The sequence below is a fragment of the Candidatus Magnetaquiglobus sp. genome (assembly GCF_058402785.1).
The window spans coordinates 66,038-86,990 of the sequence record NZ_JBZVFG010000001.1; the positions used below are offsets into that span (position 1 = coordinate 66,038).

The 20,953-nt window shown below is 65.3% G+C and carries 15 protein-coding genes; 8 read left to right on the forward strand and 7 right to left on the reverse strand.

Annotation, left to right across the window (positions count from 1 at the left end; genetic code table 11):
- Positions 1 to 125 precede the first annotated feature (125 nt).
- Together ACV4UY_RS00330 and ACV4UY_RS00335 are read right to left on the reverse strand one after the other, a co-directional pair.
- Positions 126 to 1,979, reverse strand: a complete 1,854-nt coding sequence (locus ACV4UY_RS00330; protein WP_491605683.1) for a GGDEF domain-containing protein — start codon at positions 1,977 to 1,979, stop codon at positions 126 to 128.
- A 167-nt stretch (positions 1,980 to 2,146) separates the two neighbouring features.
- A complete protein-coding gene (locus ACV4UY_RS00335; RefSeq protein ID WP_491605684.1) occupies positions 2,147 to 3,019 on the reverse strand; it encodes an HpcH/HpaI aldolase/citrate lyase family protein in 873 nt (290 codons plus the stop codon).
- Positions 3,020 to 3,092: 73 nt separating this feature from the next.
- Between ACV4UY_RS00335 and rsgA the strand changes: the two genes are divergently transcribed.
- Entirely contained in the window at positions 3,093 to 4,103 is a 1,011-nt protein-coding gene (gene rsgA / locus ACV4UY_RS00340; protein ID WP_491605685.1) for a ribosome small subunit-dependent GTPase A, read from the forward strand.
- Between the two features lie 7 nt (positions 4,104 to 4,110).
- On the opposite strand, the gene ACV4UY_RS00345 is transcribed toward rsgA, so the two are convergent.
- A complete protein-coding gene (locus ACV4UY_RS00345) occupies positions 4,111 to 5,157 on the reverse strand; it encodes a CgeB family protein (protein ID WP_491605686.1) in 1,047 nt (348 codons plus the stop codon).
- A gap of 149 nt (positions 5,158 to 5,306) precedes the next feature.
- Between ACV4UY_RS00345 and ACV4UY_RS00350 the strand changes: the two genes are divergently transcribed.
- The 4 genes from ACV4UY_RS00350 to ACV4UY_RS00365 all read left to right on the forward strand — a co-directional run bounded on the left by ACV4UY_RS00350 (position 5,307) and on the right by ACV4UY_RS00365 (position 10,373).
- Positions 5,307 to 6,281, forward strand: coding sequence for a methyltransferase domain-containing protein (locus ACV4UY_RS00350; RefSeq protein ID WP_491605687.1), 975 nt, complete (start codon positions 5,307 to 5,309; stop codon positions 6,279 to 6,281).
- Positions 6,278 to 7,363 (forward strand): glycosyltransferase, encoded by a 1,086-nt coding sequence (locus tag ACV4UY_RS00355; RefSeq protein ID WP_491605688.1) that lies wholly within the window; start codon positions 6,278 to 6,280, stop codon positions 7,361 to 7,363. Before ACV4UY_RS00350 ends, ACV4UY_RS00355 begins: the two co-directional genes overlap by 4 nt.
- A 209-nt stretch (positions 7,364 to 7,572) precedes the next feature.
- Positions 7,573 to 9,423: an asparagine synthase (glutamine-hydrolyzing) gene (gene asnB, locus ACV4UY_RS00360; protein ID WP_491605689.1), complete on the forward strand. Its 1,851-nt coding sequence runs from the start codon at positions 7,573 to 7,575 to the stop codon at positions 9,421 to 9,423.
- Complete coding sequence (locus tag ACV4UY_RS00365) at positions 9,420 to 10,373, forward strand: glycosyltransferase family protein (RefSeq protein ID WP_491605690.1); 954 nt, start codon at positions 9,420 to 9,422, stop codon at positions 10,371 to 10,373. The genes asnB and ACV4UY_RS00365 overlap by 4 nt, the downstream gene beginning before the upstream one ends.
- A 29-nt stretch (positions 10,374 to 10,402) precedes the next feature.
- On the opposite strand, the gene ACV4UY_RS00370 is transcribed toward ACV4UY_RS00365, so the two are convergent.
- The 4 genes from ACV4UY_RS00370 to ACV4UY_RS00385 are packed head-to-tail and all read right to left on the reverse strand — an operon-like array spanning position 10,403 to position 13,991.
- The gene (locus tag ACV4UY_RS00370; protein ID WP_491605691.1) at positions 10,403 to 11,512 is read right to left on the reverse strand and encodes an SGNH/GDSL hydrolase family protein; all 1,110 of its coding nucleotides are present in this window, start codon (positions 11,510 to 11,512) and stop codon (positions 10,403 to 10,405) included.
- 49 nt (positions 11,513 to 11,561) lie between these two features.
- Positions 11,562 to 13,400 carry a carbamoyltransferase family protein gene (locus ACV4UY_RS00375; RefSeq protein ID WP_491605692.1) on the reverse strand — a complete coding sequence of 613 codons (1,839 nt, stop codon included), beginning with the start codon at positions 13,398 to 13,400 and terminating at the stop codon, positions 11,562 to 11,564.
- 9 nt (positions 13,401 to 13,409) lie between these two features.
- Entirely contained in the window at positions 13,410 to 13,559 is a 150-nt protein-coding gene (locus tag ACV4UY_RS00380) for a DUF5989 family protein (protein WP_491605693.1), read from the reverse strand.
- An 18-nt stretch (positions 13,560 to 13,577) separates the two neighbouring features.
- Entirely contained in the window at positions 13,578 to 13,991 is a 414-nt protein-coding gene (locus ACV4UY_RS00385) for an SxtJ family membrane protein (protein WP_491605694.1), read from the reverse strand.
- Positions 13,992 to 14,287: 296 nt separating this feature from the next.
- Here ACV4UY_RS00385 and ACV4UY_RS00390 point away from each other — a divergent pair, with 296 nt between their 5' ends.
- The 3 genes from ACV4UY_RS00390 to ACV4UY_RS00400 all read left to right on the forward strand — a co-directional run bounded on the left by ACV4UY_RS00390 (position 14,288) and on the right by ACV4UY_RS00400 (position 20,952).
- On the forward strand, positions 14,288 to 14,893 hold the full coding sequence (locus ACV4UY_RS00390) for a hypothetical protein (RefSeq protein WP_491605695.1): 606 nt from the start codon (positions 14,288 to 14,290) through the stop codon (positions 14,891 to 14,893).
- Positions 14,894 to 15,011: 118 nt separating this feature from the next.
- Entirely contained in the window at positions 15,012 to 16,799 is a 1,788-nt protein-coding gene (locus tag ACV4UY_RS00395; protein ID WP_491605696.1) for an autotransporter assembly complex protein TamA, read from the forward strand.
- A 10-nt stretch (positions 16,800 to 16,809) separates the two neighbouring features.
- Complete coding sequence (locus ACV4UY_RS00400) at positions 16,810 to 20,952, forward strand: translocation/assembly module TamB domain-containing protein (RefSeq protein WP_491605697.1); 4,143 nt, start codon at positions 16,810 to 16,812, stop codon at positions 20,950 to 20,952.
- Position 20,953: the final 1 nt, after the last annotated feature.

Genomic DNA, 20,953 nt, shown 5'->3' on the forward strand with positions numbered 1-20,953 from the left:
CCGACTCGCGCCGCAGACCCTCACGCCGACTCGCGCCGCAGACCCTCACGCCGACTCGCGCCGCAGACCCTCACGCCGACCTCACCAACTCACGCCACGCGCCCGCGCTGGCCGCAACCGCCGGCTCACTCCTTGGCCAGCTTGGGCGTGTAGATGATGTGCCGGTTGCGTCCGGTGTGCTTGGCCTCGTAGAGGGCCAGGTCCGCACACTTGATCACCTCCCAGATATCCTCCCCATCCGACGGGAAACCGGACACGCCGATGGAGATGGTCTTGCGCATGATGCCGCTCGAAACCGGGATCTTCAGGGCCGCCACGGCCAGACGCAACTTTTCGGCCATGCGCTCGCCGGAGTACTCGTCCCCCTCCTGGAGGATGACCAGGAACTCCTCGCCACCGTAACGGATCACCATGTCCGAGGTGCGCACCTGGGCGGCCAGGGCCTTGGACACCACCCGCAACACCGTGTCGCCGACATCGTGACCGAAGACATCGTTGACCTCCTTGAAGTGGTCGATGTCCATGAGCAGCACGGACAGACGGCTCTTCTTGCGTTTGGCGGTGGCCTCGAGGGTGCCGATGTACTCCTCGAGGAAACGTCGGTTGTGCAGACCGGTGAGCGCGTCGCGCAGGGCCGATTCACGCAGGGTGTCGAGCAACCGCTTGGCCTCGACGGTCGGCGCGGACTCGCGAAGATAGGCCTGGATGAAGGGTTGCAGACGGTGATAAAGCCGACCGTGATTGCGTTCCACGACGATCTGCACCACGTTGCCCACGGTTCCGGAATGGAAGACCGGGATGCAGATGTGGCCGAGGCCGGGGTTGTCGTGAACATGCTTGAACTGGCTGCAGATCATCGGATGTTCGATGGAGTCGATCACATGGCCGGTGCGATGGGCACGGCAGGAGTCGGCCTGGAAGAGGATTTCCGGATTGCACCAGCGGCAACCGGTATCGATCTCCCCGTCCACGATCACCGGTTTCATGTGGTTCATGCCGGGATTGGAGACCTCGTAGATGGAGCACTGACGAATGCCGAACTGCTCGCGCAGCACATGGGCGATGCGGAAATAGACTTCGGCCTTGGTGCGATCCTCCTCCACGGCTTGTTTGAACTGGGCGATCTCGAGCAGGGTCTCCACCATCTCGGTGGTGGTGGTGATCAGGTTGGTGTTCCCTTCGGCCTCGTAGCGCAACAGTTGCGACACATCGTGGGTGATGGTGCTGAGGTTTTCCTGGAGGTGGTGCATCAACTGGTTGAGATCACGGGAGATATCTCCCATCTCGTCGTGGCCGGTATACTGGATGCGACCGCTGAAGTTGCCATCCTTGGCCTTGGCCACGACCCGTTGCACCTCCTCGGCGGTGGCGACCACGGGGTTCATCTGGCGACGGAAGAAGATGGTCAGGAAGATGGCGAAGATGGTGATGATGGCGGTCATGATCCCGATGGTGAGCAACGCCTTTTGTTGCAGCTGGGCCATGGAGATCTGGATGGTGATCGCCCCGAGCACCGCGCCGTTGGCGGTGTTGTGGCACTGGAGACAGTTGGGTTCGCCGGTCTGGTTGGCGATGAAGGGGATGGTGCCACGGAAGATCGGATCCCTTTCCGTATCGGTCATGCCGTAGAAGGGCTTGCCGTTCTCCATCACCATTTTTTCGATGGGATCCACGACCTGTTCGCCGTCGAACCCCTCGCCGAACTGACGGATCACCTCCGGAGAGCGCATCACCCGCGCCACCAGCAACCCCTCGACCTCGGCGAGCCGCTTGAGGAACGATTTGCGTTGATCGATCACGTTGTTGATCATCGCCTCGGTGAGGCTCACCCGCACCACCTCGGCCACGGAGTGGACCTGCTCGCGGGCCGTGGAGATCGAGAACTGTCGGAAGGACAGCAGGCTGATGGCCACGATCACGATGGCCAGGGTTCCCGAGAGGAAAATCGCCAGAAGAGAGGTCTTTTGTTGCAGCTTCATGGGAGCCCCGACGGTGGTGTTTTTCTTGGGATACGAACTGCTTAATAGTTTAGCTTACAACCGATAAGAATTCAAAACATGAATCAAGATTCATCGCATTTTCACAAAGGCGCCCTGCCCGGAGGCGGTTTCCGGAACGCGAAGGCACCCTTTTCGCCCCAATCGGGTCAGGCCTGGGCCATCTGCCAGCGTGCCAGACGTTGGCTGGCCTGATCGGCATGCAGTCGCTCGACCAGTCGCCCATCGACCACGCAGATCTCCTCGCCGCGCGCGCGCGCGGCGTTCCAGGCATCCAGGATGCGGCGCGCGGTTTCGGCCTCCGCGTCGCTGGGGAGAAAGGCCTGGTTGGCCGGTTCGATCTGGGCAGGATGGATCACGGTCTTGCCGTCGAAACCGAGTCGGGCGCCATCGTGGCATTCGGCCAGGAACCCCTCGGGATCGCGGATGTTCACGTAGACCCCATCCAGGATCCGCCTGCCGGCGGCCCGTGCGGCCAACAGGGTCTGTTGCAGGGCATGGCGCAGACCGATCCGCTCCGGATCGCCGGGAATGCCCAGGGCCCGCCCCAGATCCGAGGTGCCCATCACCAGCGTGGAGACCAGGGGGTGACAGGCGATGGCATGGGCACGGAGCACGCCCAGGGAGGATTCGATCATCGGCCACAGCTCGCAATCCGACTCCGGATCCAGGGCGCGCATGGCGGCGGCGAGTTGATCCAGGGCCTCGGGGGATTCGACCTTGGAGAGGGCGATGGCATCGGGCCGGCCCGGCAGCACCACAGCCAGGTCGTCGCGCCACAGATCGGTGTGGATGCCGTTGACCCGCACCACCCGCACGCCGGCATATCCGGAACGGGTGGACCGGAGCGTTTCGAGAATGGCGTGACGGGCTTGTGGTTTGGCCTCCGGGGCCACCGAGTCTTCGAGATCGAGAATCAGTCCATCGGCGGGGAGGGTGGGCGCCTTGGAGAGGGTTTTCGGGTTGGATCCAGGCACATACAGCACGGAACGCAGCAAGTGTGGGCGAGGTTGGGGAGTCATTGACGCGCACCGGTGCAAAGAGCGATAGTGGAGTTGCCAATAGGGTTTATTTCTAACAGAGAAACCACCCCGCATGCCACGAAAAATCCGCGACAAACAACTTTCCCTGCGTCAGATGGCCCGGATGCGCGGCGCGCGGCGTCCCGCCGCCCCCACGATGGAACTTCCCGACGACGAAAGCGCCCTGGGGCCCGAGGAGAAGGGACGGGTGGTGGCCCATTTCGGGCTGAATGTGGAGGTGGAGACCGACGCCGGGGAGCGTTTGCGCTGCGCGGTGCGCGAGGCGCTCCTGGAGGAACCGGTGTGCGGGGACCGGGTGGTCAGCCGGCGCGTCGGCGCGGAACAGGGGGTGATCGTTTCGGTGCATGAACGGCTGTCGGTGTTGCGGCGACCGGGGCCGCATCAACGTCTGCTGACCGTGGCGGCGAATGTCGAGCGCATCGTGGTGGTGAGCGCCGCGGCCACCCTGAACACCGGTCTGGTGGACCGCTATCTGATCGCCGCCCAGAAGGCCGGCATCGAACCTTTGCTGGTGGTCAACAAGATCGATCAGGTGACAGACAGGAGCGCCCTGGAAGCGGCGTTCGCCCCCTATCCGCGCATGGGGTATGCCCTTTTCCGGGTCTCCGCGCTGCACGAGACCGGCATCGCGAGCCTGGAGGAGGCGTTGCGGGATCAAACCGCGATTTTCGTCGGCGAGTCCGGGGTGGGCAAGTCGTCGTTGATCAACCGCATGGTGCCAGGGGAGATTCTAAGGACCGCCGAGGTCCACGCGGCCACCGGCCTGGGACGCCACGCCACCACCACGGCGCGTCTGTACCGGCTGACGCGCGGCGGTTTCCTGATCGACTCACCGGGGGTGCGGGAGTTCGGACTGCACGGGGTGATCCGCGAGGAGATTCCGGGGTTGATGCGCGACATGGCCCCACGCCTGGGACAGTGCCGGTTCAAGGATTGCCGTCACATGCGGGAACCGGATTGCGCCTTGCGCACCGCGGTCGAGGCCGGCGAGATCGCCGCCGCCCGTCTGGAAAGCATGCGACGCATCGCCGAGTCGGTGCCCGCGCGCAACCCCTATTTCTGAAGATCCGTCACGCTTCGCCGTTCCGCACCGCCTCGAGCAGCACCCGCATGCGGTCCATGTGGGTGGGCAACCGCATGGCACGGTCATGACCGGCCTGGGCCACCCGCCGCCGTTCCGCCTCGTGGGCGAGATAAAAGGCAACCCGCTCGCGCAACTCGTCCGGGCTGGTGAACGAGACGATCTCCTCGCCCGGCGTGAACATCTCCTCGATGCCCCGCGAGTATTCGCTCACCAGACAGGCCCCGCTCGCCGGCACGTCGGCCAGGCGCAGGGTCACGCCGCTCCCCTCGTTGGCCTCCCACTGGTTGATGTTCACGACGATCCGACCGGCATTGTAAAACCGGTTCAACGCCTCGCCGTACAGCGTCCGGGCCTGGACCGCCGAAAACAACACCCGATCGCGCCACTCGAAGCGGCTGCGCCAGCCGGGACCAACGATCCCGAGATGCCAGCCGGTCAAGGCGCGCAGATATTCCCGACGTTTCGGGGTGTGGATCCCCACGAACACCACGTCGAACCGCTTGGTGACCTCCGGCAGGGGCCGATACCGGTAGGGATCGACCGCCACCGCCGGGAGATAGCGGATGCCGGGATGGCGGATGTTGGCGTGGATGCAGAAATTCAGATCGTGGCAGGGCTGATCACGCAAGAAATTAGCCAGATTTTTCAGATCCTTGATCCACCAGCCGATCACCTTCACCCCGTCCTTGCGCCAGGCGGTCAGCAAGGCGGGGGACACATGGTTGCCACGGATCACCAACACCACATCCGGTTGAAAACGGTCGTACTGGGTTTGCAGATGGCGTTCGATGGTGGCGCGTTCCTCCCGAACGAACCGTTCGCTCAAGGTCTGTTTCAGACCGAACGGTTTGGCCAGGGATTTGCCGATCTTCTTGATGAACTGGTTGACGCGGGGCTGACGGATCTCGGTGTTGGCGGTCAACACGGTGACGCCAAGCCGTTCCAGGGCCGAGGCGCACTGCCAGGCCAGAGGTTGGGTGGGATTGATGAAATCCCCGCACACCATCCAACGTGCCGCTGAATACCCTTCCATCTCCAACGATTCCTTCGAGGATGCGGATTGCCAACAGCTTGTTGCCTCGGGTTGCCAAGCGGAGGTAACCGGGCTAGACTGAGCCGATTAACACAACGAACTTGACAGGATGGGGGAAGAACCCCCTCACCCCCGACCGTGGCCATCCCTTGCGGAAGGTTCCACGGGAAACCTACCAGGCCCCGATGAACTGCCCGATCTGCGACCACACCAGCGGCCACACCCATCACACCCCGCGCGAAATGATGTACGGGTTGCGCGAGCCGTTTCACTATTGGTGCTGCGGGCAGTGCCGGATGCTCTGGATCGACCCGATTCCGGATGATCTGGGACGATATTATGGTCAAGGCTACTACTCCCAGCAACCCCCCCCGGAAAAAATTTCGACACCCCTCCTCTCCTGGCTCAAACGGGAGCGCGCGCGACATCATCTCGGGGAGCGCACCCCGTTTGGCGCGCTCATGGCCCGGCTGGGACGTCAACCCACCCATTTCCGCTGGTTGAAACCTTTTGGCGTGTCGTTCTCCAGTGCGATCCTCGATCTGGGATGCGGCACCGGCGGATTGTTGTTGAGACTGCGACGCGAGGGATTTTCCAATCTGTTGGGCGCGGACCCCTTTTTGCCCGAAACCATCCGCCATCCCGACGGCGTGACCATCCTGGCCGAGCCCCTGGAGCGGATCGAGGGACGTTTCGATCTGATCATGCTCCACCATGTGCTCGAGCACATGCCGGATCAGCATGCCACCATGGCGCGGTTGCGCGCCCGGCTCAACCCTGGCGGGGGTCTGTTGATCCGCATCCCGGTCGCCCAATCCTACGCCCATCGCCGTTATGGCGTCCACTGGATGGCCTGGGACGCGCCGCGTCATCTCCATCTGCACACCGTGACCAGTCTCCATCATCTGGCCAGGCGGCATGGTTTCACCATCTTTGCGCACCACCACGACGCCAGGCCGGAGAATCTGCTCGGGTGTGAATATCTTCAGCGCGACATCCCGCAAATGGCGTGGAGACATCACCCCCATCCACCCGCGACCCTGGCCGCCTTCCGGTCGCTGACCAACCGTTTGAACGCCACCCTGGATGGCGACACCGCCTGTTTCTATCTGAGAATCTCGTGAAAGCGGCCCTGATCGTCACCAATCTGCGCGGCGGCGGCGCGGAAAAGGCGTTGATCCAGACCGCCGATCTGTTGCATCGTGCCGGGCACGAAGCCACCCTCATCCTGTTGGAGGATCTCCGTCAGCACGCCGTGCCCGACGGTCTGCCGGTGATCGCCCTGGGAGAGGCGGGCAAGACACGCTCCAAGGGATGGTTGGGGCGTCGCTGGCTGGCCTGGCGTTTGAAACGGCGCATGGCGTCGCTCGCCCGGGCACGCCCGTTCGATCTGATCCTCTCCACCCTTCCCTTTGCCGACGAGGTGTGTCGTCTGGCCCGACTTCCCAACCATTGGATGCGGGTGGCCAACACCCTGTCGCGGGAGATCGAGGCGTTGGGGCGGTCCAATCCGGCCAAGGCGGCGCGTCGTCTCAACCGTTATCGCACCCTGTATGACGGGCAACGGTTGATCGCGGTCTCTTCGGGCGTGGCGGATGATCTCACCGGCAAACTGGCGATTCAGCCCCGTGCGCTCCAGGTGGTGCGCAATCCGTTCGATTTGACAGGGATTCCGTCGCGGGCACGCGCGTCGGTGGCAGGTTTGCCGACCGAGCCTTATGCGATTCACGTCGGACGATCGGCCTCCCAGAAACGTCATGACCTGCTGCTCGATGCCTGGAGCCGCATTCGCGAGCCGCGTCTGCTGGTGTTGCTCACCGATCCGGATCCGGGGTTGCATCGGCTGATCGAGGCGCGTGGTCTCACCGAGCGGGTACGGATCGCGGGTTTTCAGGTCAACCCCTATCCTTGGATCGCGGGGGCGCGGTTGTTGATCCTCTGTTCCGACCATGAGGGGATGCCGAATGTGTTGATCGAGGCGTTGGCCTGCGGCACGCCGGTGGTATCCACCGACTGTCCGTCGGGTCCTCGGGAGTTGCTGGAGGCGGATCTGCCCGAGGCGTTGGTCGCGATGGGGGATGTCGAGGCGTTGGCCGGTGGTATCGAGCGGATGTTGGCCAGACCGGATGCCGCGCGGAGGGTGGATCTGTCCGGCTATGCGCCGGAGGTGACGCTTGGAGCGTTGGAGGGGTTGCTGGAACGGTAGCCAACCGACCGCCGCGAAAGACCGGAGGCCAAAGATCCCCGGCAAAGGTTCGGAGGCAGAGCCTCCGAGGGTTTGATTTTGTTTTTCTCGCGCGCGAAAATCATCAAAATCAAAAACAACGTCCCAAGGGCTTTGCCCTTGATCCCACCGGGGACCTCGCGCGCGCCGGTCCCCGGCAACAGTCGAACCTGAACCGAACCATCACCACCATGTGCGGCATTCTCGGAACCATCAACAGTCGCTGGGGCGAACACCTGGCAGGGCCCCTCGAAACCCTGGCCCCACGCGGACCCGACGCCCGCGCCATCCACCACGACGGGAAGGCCGTGCTCGGCCACGCCCGACTGGCGGTGATCGATCTGGAAGGGGGCACGCAACCCATGCTCTCCCCGGATGGCCGCCATGCCCTGGTCTTCAACGGCGAAATCTACAATTTCCAATCGTTGCGCACCGAACTCCAAACCCTTGGACACACCTTCATCACCCGCTCGGACAGCGAGGTGCTGCTGATCGGCTATCGGGCCTGGGGCGAAACCCTGCTCCCACGCCTGGACGGCATCTTCGCCTTCGCCATCTGGGACAAACAGGAGCAAATCCTGTTCGCCGCCCGCGACCGGCTGGGGATCAAGCCGTTCTTCTACTCGACCGCCAGCGGATTGATCTTCGCCTCGACCCTGGCGCCGTTTTTCAAACTCCCCGGCTTTCCCACCCGGATCAACGCCCAGGCCCTGCGGGACTACCTCGCCTTCCAGACCCCTCTGGCCCCGGACGCCTTCCTGGCCGACTGCCGACAACTTCCCCCGGCCCATCGCCTGCGCTACGACGCCCGCACCGACTCCCTGGAGCTGAAACGGTACTGGTCGATCCCCCGCCCAGACAACGCCGGACCCCAAACCCTCGCCGACGGCATCGCCCTCGCCGATGCCGCCCTCAAGGAGAGCGTGGCCCGACAACTGGTGTCCGACGTACCTCTGGGGGCGTTTCTCTCCGGAGGGATCGATTCGAGCCTCATCGTCCGCTACATGGCCGAGGCCGGCGCCAGACGGATGCGTTGCTTTAGCCTGAAGTTCAACCAGGAGGGGTTCGACGAGTCCTCCCACGCCCGCCAGGTGGCGCGGCTGTTCGACTGCGAACACCACGAACTCCCCGCCCCGTCCATCGACGCACACGGATTCCTGGCAGCCATCGACGACCTGGATCAACCCCTGGCCGACCCTTCCTACATCATGACCCACGCCCTCTCGGCGCTCACCCGCGCCCATGTGACCGTGGCGTTGAGCGGCGATGGCGGCGATGAACTGTTCGGCGGTTATCCACGCTACCACGATCCCCAGTCCGCCCACCCGGAACGGTTCTGGCAACGCTGGGCACGCCTGGGGGTGGAACACGGCGCATTGCCCGGCGCGCTGACGCGCCGTACCCTGCATGGACGGGAACTGCTTACCTACCGGCGGGTGGAACTCGGACCCTGGCCACGCTGTCGGAAAGGGATGAACCGGTATCTGCGACCCGAGGCGCTGGCCGCCTGCGCGGTGGATCAGACCCTGGCCGGCTGGCATGCGCTGGTGGACGAGTTGGGCGGCGAACTGGATCCGGCCACCCAGATGCGCGCCGATCTGTGGAGCTATCTTTCCGAGAACTGCCTGGCGAAGACCGATCGGGCGAGCATGGCCCACGGCCTGGAAGCGCGGGTGCCGATGCTCGGCAATCCGGTGGTCGAGGCGGCCTTGTCGATCCCGACATCCATCCATCTGGGCCAGGGGGGCAAGGCGGTGCTCAAGGGGCTGTGTCGCGACGTGTTGCCGGAGTCGATCTGGAATCGACCCAAACACGGATTTTCGGTGCCGCTGCGCGCCCTGTTCCAGGGGGCCTGGCGCGAGACCGGGGAGCGGCTGTTCGCCGACTGTGAACGACTGGCGCCGTTTCTGGATGCCGACGCCAGCCGCGACCAGTGGCGCCGCTGCCTGCACGATCGGGGGGGATCGCGGCGTCTCACCTACACGTTGTTGGTCTTGTTGGCCTGGCTGGAGCGCCACCCTGGCGCAAGGGAGATCGCATGAAGATCCTGATGGGGTTTCGGCGTCCGTTCGTGGCGCTGGAAGAGGCACTGGTGGAACAAGGAGTGACCCTCGTCCCGTGGAAACCGGGCGCCCCCCTGCCCGAGAGGGTCGAAGAGGTGGATGCGGCGGTGCTCGATTTCACCGAGGCGGCGCGCCACCCGATCGCCTGCTGGACTCTTGCGCGACGGTTGCGCACCCGAAACATCCCCATCGCGGCCCTCAATCGGGACGCACCCTGGAACAAGGGGGTTCACACGCGACGCATCTGGCTGTTGCGCAAACTCCAGTTCCTCGATTTCTACCTCACCCACGCCCTTCAGGAGCGGGTGGCCATGGCCCGGCGCGCGGTCTACTTCCCCAATGCCGCGGATGTGAACCGCTACAATCTGGAGGGGTGCTCGCTGGAGGCGCTGCGCGACATCCACCGTTACCGGCATACGGTCTCCTTCATCGGCAACATCGACGACCGACGCTATCCGGAACATCGGGCACGCATGACCCGCCTGCGCGCCCTGGGCGACATGTTGTCCGCCCATGGCATCGAGTTGAAGCTGTTCCACGGCCAGGATCTGAGCGTGGCCGAGCAGGTGGAGATCATGCGCGCGAGCATCATCAACCTCAATCTCGGCGCGGCCTGCGATCATGGGGGAGAGATGAGCTGGGGATTGCCGGAACGCTGTTACGGGATTCCCGCCTGCGGGGGATTCTTGTTGAGCGACCGGAGACGACACGCGGAGGTGGATTTCACCCCTGGCGAGGATTGGTTGGATTTCGAGACGTTGGAGGAGTGCGTGGCGTTGGTTCGGGAGCTTCTGGAGGATTTCCCGCGCACCCGGAGCATCGCCGAGGCGGCCCATGTCCGGGTGATGGAGCAGCACACCTACGCGCAACGGGCCCAGACCCTGGTGGGGTTGTTGACCTGGGCCCGCCCTGGTGCGCACGAGGATTGAGGGGGGGCGGAACGGGAGGACAGAACCGCTCACAATCCCGCGATCACCCCCTGGGCCGCGAAGGCCTCGAACAGATACTCGCCCAACCTGACCGCGCCGGTCGGGGTGAGATGGACCGGATCGTAGAAATCGGCCAGCTCGAACGGTTGGGCCGCGATGTCGATGAAAACGCCCCCCGCCTGCGGACAGACCGTCCGCATCACCCCGTTCAAGACCTGCAACGAGGTCGCGTAATCCAGACCGTTGTAGAAGCGCCCCTGATGCTCGAAGACGTTGGCCGTCCCCTTGACCCCCTCGGGGGTGGTGGCCACGAACCGGTGCGGTTGGGTGACGCAGATCGGTTTGGCTCCCAGGGCGCGGGTTTTCTCCAACAGTTGTTCCAGACGGGCGCCAAACGCCTCGCCATTGCGCGCGATCAAGGGCTCGACACCCGGTGAGAGGGCCGTTTCAGTATACTCTCCGGGTGTCGGCGGACGAAGGGCGTGACCGGCATAGGCCTTCTTGGTATAAAGTCCGGTGACCACGAAACTCAACTTGCGCACCGCCGCGAAAAGGGCCGAACGCTCCTTGATCACCGCCCACACCCCGACGCGCCGCCCGGTGGGGTCGTCGAAACCGGCGTTGGGCTGGTCGCGAAGCCCGGCGTCGTTGATCCCGATGTACAAAAGCACATAGGCGGGCCTGAGATCCGGAATCCGCGGGAACCAGTGATCGAAGGCGACCAGATGGCCAAAGGTGCTGTGTCCGTCCACCCCGGCGTTGGCGATGCAGACCGGACGTTGCAGCGTTTTTTCCAGCCGCTGTTGCAGCCGATCCTGAAAGGTCTGGCCATCGCCGATGTAACGCTGATCGGTGGTCGAACCGCCGACGCTCAGGATGCGGATCTTTCCCGGATCCTGGCAACCGCCGCGCAGGCCATGGGCATCGCGGGAGTAGACCACCGACTCCGTGCCCGACCCGTAGAGGTTGCCCACCTGGTAGACCACATGCCGGTCGCGGATGATGTTGAGACGGTTGGCCGCCTCCCACGGATCGACGCGCACCCAGCCGCCGAAGAGAAGTTCCAGGATCCCCACGCCGATCACCAGCGGCACCAGGATGCCGATGGTCAGAAAAAGCAGCGTCTTGCCGCGAGACATCCGCGCGCGGGGTTCACGGTCCGGGGGTGCGGGGGCACCATCCGGTGCGTCAGTCCAGCTCATAGAGCACCTTGTAGTCCGATGCCAGGGCGGCGGGCTGTTCGGATTTGATCAGAAAGGCATTCCCGACCACCAGGATGTCGAGTTCCGTGCCCATGAAGCAGCGGAAGGCATCCTCGGGCGTGCCGACGATCGGCTCGCCGCGGATGTTGAACGAGGTATTGACCACCACCGGGCAGCCGGTAAGGACGTTGAAACGGCTGATCAGCCGGTGATAGCGCGGATTGGTTTCGGCGTGGACGGTCTGGATGCGCGCCGAGTAATCGACATGGGTCACCGCCGGGATGGTCGAGCGGGGGACGTTGAGTTTGTCGATGCCGAACAGGGCCTGCTCCTCGGGGCTCATCGCCCGCCGGTGACCAGGCAGGAGATCCGCCACCAGCAGCATGTAGGGGCTGTCGGCATCCAGATCGAACCAGCTCCCGACCGCCTCGCGCAGCACGCTGGGAGCGAAGGGACGGAACGACTCGCGAAACTTCACCTTGAGGTTGAGGAGTTTCTGCATGGTCGGGGAGCGGGGATCGGCGAGGATGCTGCGCGCGCCCAGGGCACGCGGTCCGAACTCCATGCGCCCGTTCATCCAGCCGATCGCCTTGCCATCCGCCAACGCCCGCGCGGTCCGGTCGATGAGCGACTCCTCGGCCAGAACCTCGAACACCGCGCCGACGCGGGTGAGTCGCGTGATGATCTCTTCGGTGGGATACTCCGGCCCCAGATAGGAGCCGCGCATGCCATCCAGACCGGTCAAGGGGGCGCGCGGCTGGTCGAGCATGAGGTGATGGGCGGCCAACGCCGCGCCCAGGGCGCCTCCCGCATCGCCCGCCGCCGGCTGAATCCAGACCCGTTCGAAGAGCTTCTCGCGCAGCAACTTGCCGTTGGCCACGCAGTTGAGCGCCACGCCGCCGGCCAGGCAGAGATTTTTCATGCCGCTGGTGCGGGCGATGTTCCGGCCCAGTTTCAGCACCACCTCTTCGGTGACCGCCTGGATCGAGGCGGCCAGATCCATCTCCCGTTGCGTCAGGCGCGACTCCGGCTCGCGGGGCGGCCCCCCGAACAGGGCGTCGAAGCGGGCGTTGGTCATGGTCAGGCCGGTGCAGTAGTCGAAATAGCGCATGTCGAGCGCAAACGAGCCGTCGTCGCGGATGTCGATCAACTCCTGTTTGATGCGATCCGCATATTTCGGCTCTCCATAAGGGGCCAGCCCCATCACCTTGTACTCACCGCTGTTGACCTTGAAGCCGGTGTAATAGGTGAAGGCGGAATAGAGCAGACCCAGCGAATGGGGAAAATGGATCTCCCGCGTCACCTCCAGGCGGTTGCCCGAGCCGATGGCCAGGGAGGTGGTGGTCCACTCCCCCACCCCGTCCATGGTGAGCACGGCGGCGTCGTTGAACGGACTCGGAAAGAAGGCGCTGGCCGCGTGGCTGACGTGATGCTCGGAGAAGAGCAGACGCGACGCCACGTCGATCCCCTCGCCCCAGATCCCGTGCAGGGCCTTGACCAGCATCGACCGGAAAAAGAGCTTCTCCTTGATCCAGACCGGCAGGGCGGTGGCGAAGCTCTTGAAGCCGCGCGGCGCGAAAGCCAGGTAGGTTTCGATCAACCGGTCGAGTTTCAGGAAGGGCTTGTCGTAGAAGACCACATGGTCGATCCGGTCCGGCGTGAGCCCTCCTTCGGCCAGACAGTAGGCGATGGCCTGGGCCGGAAAGCCGGGGTCGTGCTTGATGCGGGTGAACCGCTCCTCCTGGGCCGCCGCGATGATCCGCCCATCCACGACCAGGCAGGCGGCGGAGTCGTGATAGAAAGCGGAGATGCCGAGGATCTTCATGCGGATCTTTTAGAAAAGGGTGTAGATGAAGGGGGCGATCACCGAGCCCTGAGCCAGGATCAACAGACCGCCCAGCAGCGCCATGATCAGGATCACCGGCGCCAGCCACAGCTTTTTGCGCGCCTTAAGAAACATCCAAAGCTCTTGCATCAGACCCATCGCGCGCGTATCCCCAGTTTAGTATTGGAATTTGAAGGAGTCGGGTGGCAGGCTGTCCGGTTGACGCTCGATCCAATGGCTGACGGCACCCCCTCGCCTCAACCGGAGCGCATCCCGTCCGAACAGGCGGAACAGCAGCGCCAGAGGGGTGAACAGGCCGAAGAAAAGCAGCGCCATCACCAGGGGGTTGACGATCCTGCCGAGCAGGATCCCCAGCTTGAACCAGGCGCGGTTGAGCGGCAGCAGGCGTTCCGGGGCCACCAGCGCGAGCGCGGCGAAGGCAACCGCGATCACCCCGGCCAGCCCCATCCCCACCCAGGCCGCGCGACTGGCGCAATAGAGCGCCACCGCCGCGAACACGAAGGTGAACAGTCCGCCGAATTTGCGGTTGGAAGGCAGCGACAGAGCGTCGGGAGAGGCGAATGGAGGCATGTTTTGATCGCACGATGCAACAAAAGGTGGCAAACGGTCACGCCGCACACCGGACAAACCGGTTGGGATGTCATCGATTTCAAACATTCGTTAGCCAGTCTAACACACCCGGACCAGGATCGCCATGGACTCCGGTCATGGTCGTGACCCCACGACACGTCCGGCACCCCCGGAATCACCGGGCCAGCCTCATGCGGAACAAGGGGAAAGATGCTCCTTACGCGCGTCATGACTTGCCCTTGGGGACGCGTCGCCGTAATCTGGATTTTTTTAACGCTCCAATCTCAGGTGACGCCATGAACCCCACCATGCCCCGCATCATCCCGATCCAGTCGGAACACCCCCCCCAGGCCGAAGAAAAACCCACCCTCTCCGCCGCCGAAGAGTGGAACGAGGATCGCACCGCCCTCGACAAACTCAGCCGCGAAGGCAACTGGACCGAAGTGCTCACCATCCTGCGCCGCCTCTCCACCAAGCACAAAAACAAGGAGATCTACAAGGCCCTGGCGCAACGCATCTGGGTGGGCCTCAAAACCGATGCTCCGGGCATCGAGGTGGTGCAGTCCCTGTTCCATCTGCTCAACACCCTCGGCCCGAGCCACGATCTGGCCCCCGCCATCTGCGCCCTGGCCCACCTGCTCGCCAAACACCGCACCCCGGACCACGCGGATCGCGACTTGGCCATCGGTCAATCGCAACAAATGTTCTCGCTGGTCTGCGACACCTACAACGTCATCGGCGAAGAGGCCTTCCAGATCTGGGTCCAGGCCAAACAGCTCGACAACCCGGACATCTACATCCCCTCGATCCTCAAGGGACTCGAAATGATGGTCGGCGACGAGTGGTGGATCGATCGCGACAAGCTGCAACACGAGCTGGAACAGGCCCAACGGGCCGCCTGAACGGTTGACCGGCGGCCACAACCCGTTGGCTGGGGTGCGTTCCCACGTTCCCCCCAGCCGTGGCATCCCCCCACGGGGAAGCCACGACAAACCCCGGCACCCCTTTCCGAGGATATTCTTGCTGGTTTGCACAATTCTGATATCCAAAGTTGATATTTTATTATCAGAAGAATCAGAAAATCCATCGGATACCCCACAAAAATACAGCGCGACGCTGACCGGACTGGAGTCCGAACCGCGCATCCACGCCGAAATTCTGGAACGACTCGTCACCTTTCGCAGCCAGGACGACCCCCCCGCCAACCGCCCGTTGTTGGCCAGACAGGTGGAGCGGGATCGCCAGAAACTGGTCGAACTCATGAAATCCAAGGGGTTTTTCGATGTCGAGGCCACAGCCGGCCTCGAAGGGGCGGAACACCCCCTGGAGGCGCGCTTCGCGGTCACCCCGCATGAGCGCTATCGGCTCGACCCTCCCGAACTCCAACTCGATCCGCCCGACTCCCGGTTCCACCCCCCCGCCTGGGAGAGCCTCGACCTGCATGCCGGCCTGCCGGCGGAGAGCGCGCGCATTCTCTTGGCCGGCGACGCACTGATCCAGGCCGCCCGCGACCAGGGTTTCCCCCAGGCCAGGATGGTCAAGCGGCGCGTCACCCGCGATCCCCAAACCCATCGGATCCAAACCCGCTTTCATCTGGACACCGGTCCACGGGTCCACCTGGGAGACGTGGTGATCGACGAACCGGGAGAGGTGGATATCTTCTTCTTGAAACGGCGCGTGCCGTGGAACCGGGGCGTCCCCTACCACCCGAAGCGCATCGAGGAGACCCGTCTGGCCTTCACCGGCACCGGCCTGTTCGGCGTGGTGCGGGTGAGACTCGCCGAACAGCCGGACGATCGGGGTCTGTGGCCGGTGCTGGTGGAGCTGAAGGAACGCAAACCCCGCACCTGGCGCGCGGGCGCCGGATTCAGCACCGATCGCGGCATGGAGGTGAACGGCGGCTGGGAGCATCGCAATCTCCTTGGCGCCGGAGAACGGCTCAAGAGCGATCTGAAACTCGGCGTGCGCACCGTCACCATCAACAACACCCTCGACATCCCGGACTACGTTCAACGCGGACAGAACCTGAAATTCTCCGGCAAGCTCGACCGCTCCGTGGAAGAGGCGTTCGAAAGCGTCGCCCTGGAACTGGGCGCGGGCCTGGTCCGGCAGGTGTTCGCGCCCGGCGGCGAGGGCTCCCTGTCGCTGCACTACCGTCTTTCCGAAGTGCTGGACCTGAGCAAGGAGGACAAAACCTCCTACAGCCTCCTCAGCATGCCGCTGGCCCTGACCCTGGACCGCTCCAACGACCCCCTCGACGCCACGCGCGGCTGGCGACTCTTCGGAGAGATCGCCCCCAACCTGGCGGTCACCGGAAAAAGCGTCCATTTTCTGCGCTCTTCCAACAAGATCAGCCGCTATGCCAGCTGGTCCGAAACCTCCGATCTGGTGCTGGCCGGTCGCGCCGAACTGGATGTGACCCTGGGCGCCGAACAAAACGACATCCCGGCGGACAACCGCCTCTACGCCGGCGGCGGCTCCTCGGTGCGCGGCTACGGACAGCAGATGGCCGGACCCCTGGATGACTCCGGTCGCCCGGTGGGCGGGCGATCCCTGTTGGCCGTGGGCGCGGAGGCGCGTTATCGGTTCACCGAAACCATGGGTGGGGTGGCCTTCGTGGATGCCGGGCGGGCCTACACCACCGTGTTGCCGGATTGGAACGAAACGATGCTGGTTGGCGCGGGCCTTGGTTTTCGTTATTTATCCGCCATCGGACCGCTGCGCCTCGATGTCGGGGTTCCCCTGGAGCGACGTGGCGCCATGGATGCCCCCTGGCAACTCTACATGAGCATCGGACAGGCCTTTTGACGCCACGGCCATGAACACGCCCCCCGCTCCAGCCCCCTCCCAGCCCGCGCCGCACGCGCCACCCCGCCCCCATCCCCTCCGACGCCTGCTGACCGGCCTGGCGGCGATCCTGATCGTACCCGTCGCACTGCTGGTCTCGGCAGGGCTGCTGTTCGTTCATCATCCGGGGGTGCAACAGGCGAGCCTAAGCTGGCTGCGCACCCTGCCGGAGCTGGAATCCCTGCATCTGTCCGGCATCGGCGGCGATTTCCGCGCCGAGATCCGCCTGGAACGCCTGGAGATCCGCGACGGACAGGGGGCCTGGCTGGTGGTCGATCAGGCGCGGGGCAGGCCGGTCTGGTCCGCGCTGGCCCGCGGCGTGATCGAGCTGGAGGCGGTGCGGGCCAAACGGGTGGAGGTGCGCCGTCCGCCGGAACTCGATCCGGCCACCCCCCAAACCGCCGCCCCGATCCCGAACACCCAAACCGCCGCCCCGATCCCGAACACCCAAACCGCCGCCCCGATCCCGAACACCCAAACCGCCGCCCCGATCCCCTGGTCCGGCTGGTCGCTTCCCATCCCGCTGACCCTGGAGCTGCGCCAGGCTCGGGCGGACGCCCTGCATCTGGGCGCGCCGCTGCTGGGCGCGCTGCCCGAACCGCTCCAGCCGCTGCTCGCCACCCTGCCGGCCCAGGCCGATCTCCGCGTCGATCTGGCCACCTTCGCGGTCGGCATCACCACCATCCAGGCCCGTGGCGAAGCGCTCACCCTGGCGGGTCGTCTGGAGATCGATCCGCAAGCCGACCGGCTGCACGGGGCTTTTCAGGCCGATATCCCCCACCTGGGCGATCATCTCGGCACAGGGTGGCAAACGCCGATGCAGGGGGCCGGGAACGTCGAAGTGACCCTCTCCGGCGCCCTGCACGCCCCACGCACCGAGGTACGGCTGCGCGCGCCGACCTGGCGCTGGCTCGATCACCCTTTCACCGACCTCGACACCACGGTAGTGATCGAGCCCCCGGCCTCGACAGCCGCGCACCACCCCTGGCCGAAAGGGATCCGCCTGCATCTGACCGGCGGGGCCGGCTCGCTCCGACTGAGCGGATTGCCCGACGGTGCGCCGCTCTGGCGTCCCACCTGGACGCTGAGCGGTCGTCTTGAAGCCGATGGCCGGCTGACCGTGGAGACGCTGCGACTCGCTCATGCCGACACCCTGACCGCCACGGCCGTGGGGATGATCGACCCGGAGGGACGGGCGGCGCGCCTCGACTGGTCGGCGCGGATCGCCAGGTTGGATGAATTCGCGCCGTTCCTGCCCTGGCCGTTGCACGGCGAGGCCCAGGGCGAGGGAACGTTGCGCGTGACGAACGGTGGCGAGCGCATCGACCTGCATGTCCAGACGCGCGGATCGGAACTCCGCGGGCTCCCCGACCCCCTGGCCCCGCGCCTCGGGGAGAACCCGGAGCTGGAGATGCGCCTGACCTGGCGCCCGGATCACCCCGTCGAGGTCGAATCGGCACGCATCCAGGGACACGACATCACCTTGAGCGGCGCGGGACGCCTGACGCCGGGAACGGGCCGACTCGAAGCGCGCTGGCAGGCCGAACTGGCCGATCTGGGCGCACTTCTGGCCGGATCCGGACCGCCCGTCTCCGGAGCCGGCACCCTGCGTGGCGAGCTGAACGGCGCGGGGTCGCGTCTGAGCTTGCGCTTCGAAGGGGAGTCCCAGGGGGTCCGCGTGGGAGAGGTGACCTGGCGGCAGGTGTCGATCCAGGGGGATGTGTCCGATCCCTTCAACCAGCCGCATGGCAAATTGACGATGACCGCGCGACAACCGGGCGGCACGCTGGAGCTTTCCACCGGCTATCGGCTGCGCGACGCCGATCGACTGGAACTCGAAGGTTTGAACGCCCGCGCGCCGAAAAGCCATTTGAGCGGCACGCTCACCCTCGATCGGCGGCGGGCCAGCCTGAGCGGTCAACTCAAGGGGGAGAGCACGGATCTGGCCGCCCTCAAACCCTGGCACGGCCTCCCCCTCACCGGACGGGCATCCCTGGATCTGGCGTTGGATCCGGATCGTCAGGGACGCCCCGCCGGCCATCTCAACGCCCGTTTGACCGGCCTGACCGGCCCCTTCGGACGCCTGGAAAGCCTGAAGCTGACCGGACGCGCCGGTCTGACGCGCGGCAGGCCGGAGGTGGAGGCCGATTTCGAGGTAGCCAAATGGCAACGGGAGAGATGGCGCGTCGATGCCCTCAAGGGGCGCGTCTCCGGGAGTCTGGCCAAACTGGCGTTCAACGCCGACGGGCGGGGCGAGCTGGGCTGGCCGGTCACCTTCAAGAGCCGGGGGAGACTGGAACGCGGCGCGGACGAAAACCTCTGGGAGATCGCGGAGCTGACCGGCCAGCTCGACAAAGAGCCCTTTCGACTCGTCAAGCCGGTGACCATCCAGCAGAACGATCGCAAGAACGACACAATCCGCGTCACCCCCTGGGAACTCGCCCTGGGCGACGCGACCCTCTCCGGGGGGTGGAAGCAGGAGGGGAAACGGATCGAGGGGCGTTTCACGGCACGGGGCGATCTGGATCTGGCGCGACGTCTCGGGTTTGGGGCCATGCGCGGCAAAAGCGCGTTGGAGCTGAGCGCCTCGGGGCTTGTGGAGCGCCCCAACCTGGAGGCGCGGGCCACCATCACCCAGGGGCGCGCGTCGAGCGACTCCTGGCGCCATCTGCCCCCCCTGGACCTCTCCCTGACCGCCGAGGTGAACGATGGCCGGGAGCCGCGCCTCTCCTGGAGCGCGCGCGGTCTGGCGCCCGAGGAGGCGCGCGGCGAACTGGTGGTGCCGGTGCGGATACTGGCGCGCCCTCCCTGGGTGACGGTGGTGCCCGACGGGCGGCTGGCCGGCGGCCTGAAGGCCGGGATCCCCCTGGCCGAACTGGCCAAATGGAGCGCCCCGGAGCGCTTCGGACGGCTGGAAGGGGTGGTGCGGGTCGATCTGGTGGCCGGCGGCACGCTCAACCAACCGATGGTGCGGGGCGGCGCGGAGCTGGATCGGGGCCATCTGGAGCTGGTGGAGTCGGGCACGATCCTGCACGGGATCACCCTGAATCTCAAGGCCGAGGGGGAGGAACTGCGTCTGGAGGAGTTCTCCGCCACGGACGGCGACAAAGGACGGGTGCGGGCGACGGGACGGATGCGACTCGATCCGGAGCGCCACTTCCCGATCACCCTGGATGCCACCCTCGAGGAGGCCACCCTGCTCCGGCGCGACGATCTGACCGCCCAGTTGAGCGGACCGTTGCGCCTTGCAGGGGATCTGACCGCCTTGCGGTTGAGCGGCGCGCTGACTGTGAACCGGGCAGAGTTCCATCCCGGCAAGACCGCGGACGAGGAGATCCAGGTGGTGGAACTCGACGAGCCGCGCATCGGAGATGACACCCCCACCGCGCCAGACATCGGGCTCTTCCCGAAGGAGACCCGCCTGGAGGTCACGACGCAGATTCCGGGACGGCTGTTCGTGCGCGGCATGGGGTTGGATTCGGAGTGGCTGGGGGAGCTGAAACTCGGCGGCACCCTGGCCGAACCCAAGGTGGCCGGTCAGATGCGGGTGCGGCGCGGGTATCTCGATCTGCTGGAGCGCCGTTTCCAGTTGACGGAGGGGGCGCTGACCTTCGATGGCAACTGGCCGCCCGAGCCGTGGATCGCCATGGAGGCCACGGTCCGGCGCGGCGAGATCACCACCCACGTCGGCCTGGAAGGGGCGGCACGCCGTCCCAGGGTGAAACTGACCAGCGAACCCATGCTCTCCGAGGAAGAGATCATCTCCCACCTGTTGTTCGATCGCGCCACGGACGCCATCACCCCGGCCCAGGCGCTGCGCCTGGCCGTGGCGGTGAAAAGCATGCAGGGGGGCGGACCGGGCCTGCTCGGCAAGTTCCAGCGCGGTCTGGGGATCGACCGGCTCGACGTGGGCGGCACCTCGCTGGAGAGCGGCACGGTGAGCGCCGGCAAGTACATCACCGACGAGATCTACCTGGAGGTGGAAAAGGGGATCAAGGCCGACTCGGGACGGATCAACGTGGAGATCGAGATGACCCCGCAGATCTACCTCAAGACCGGCGTGGACGCCAAATCCAACGGCGATGTGGGCGTGCAGTGGAAGAAGGATTATTGAA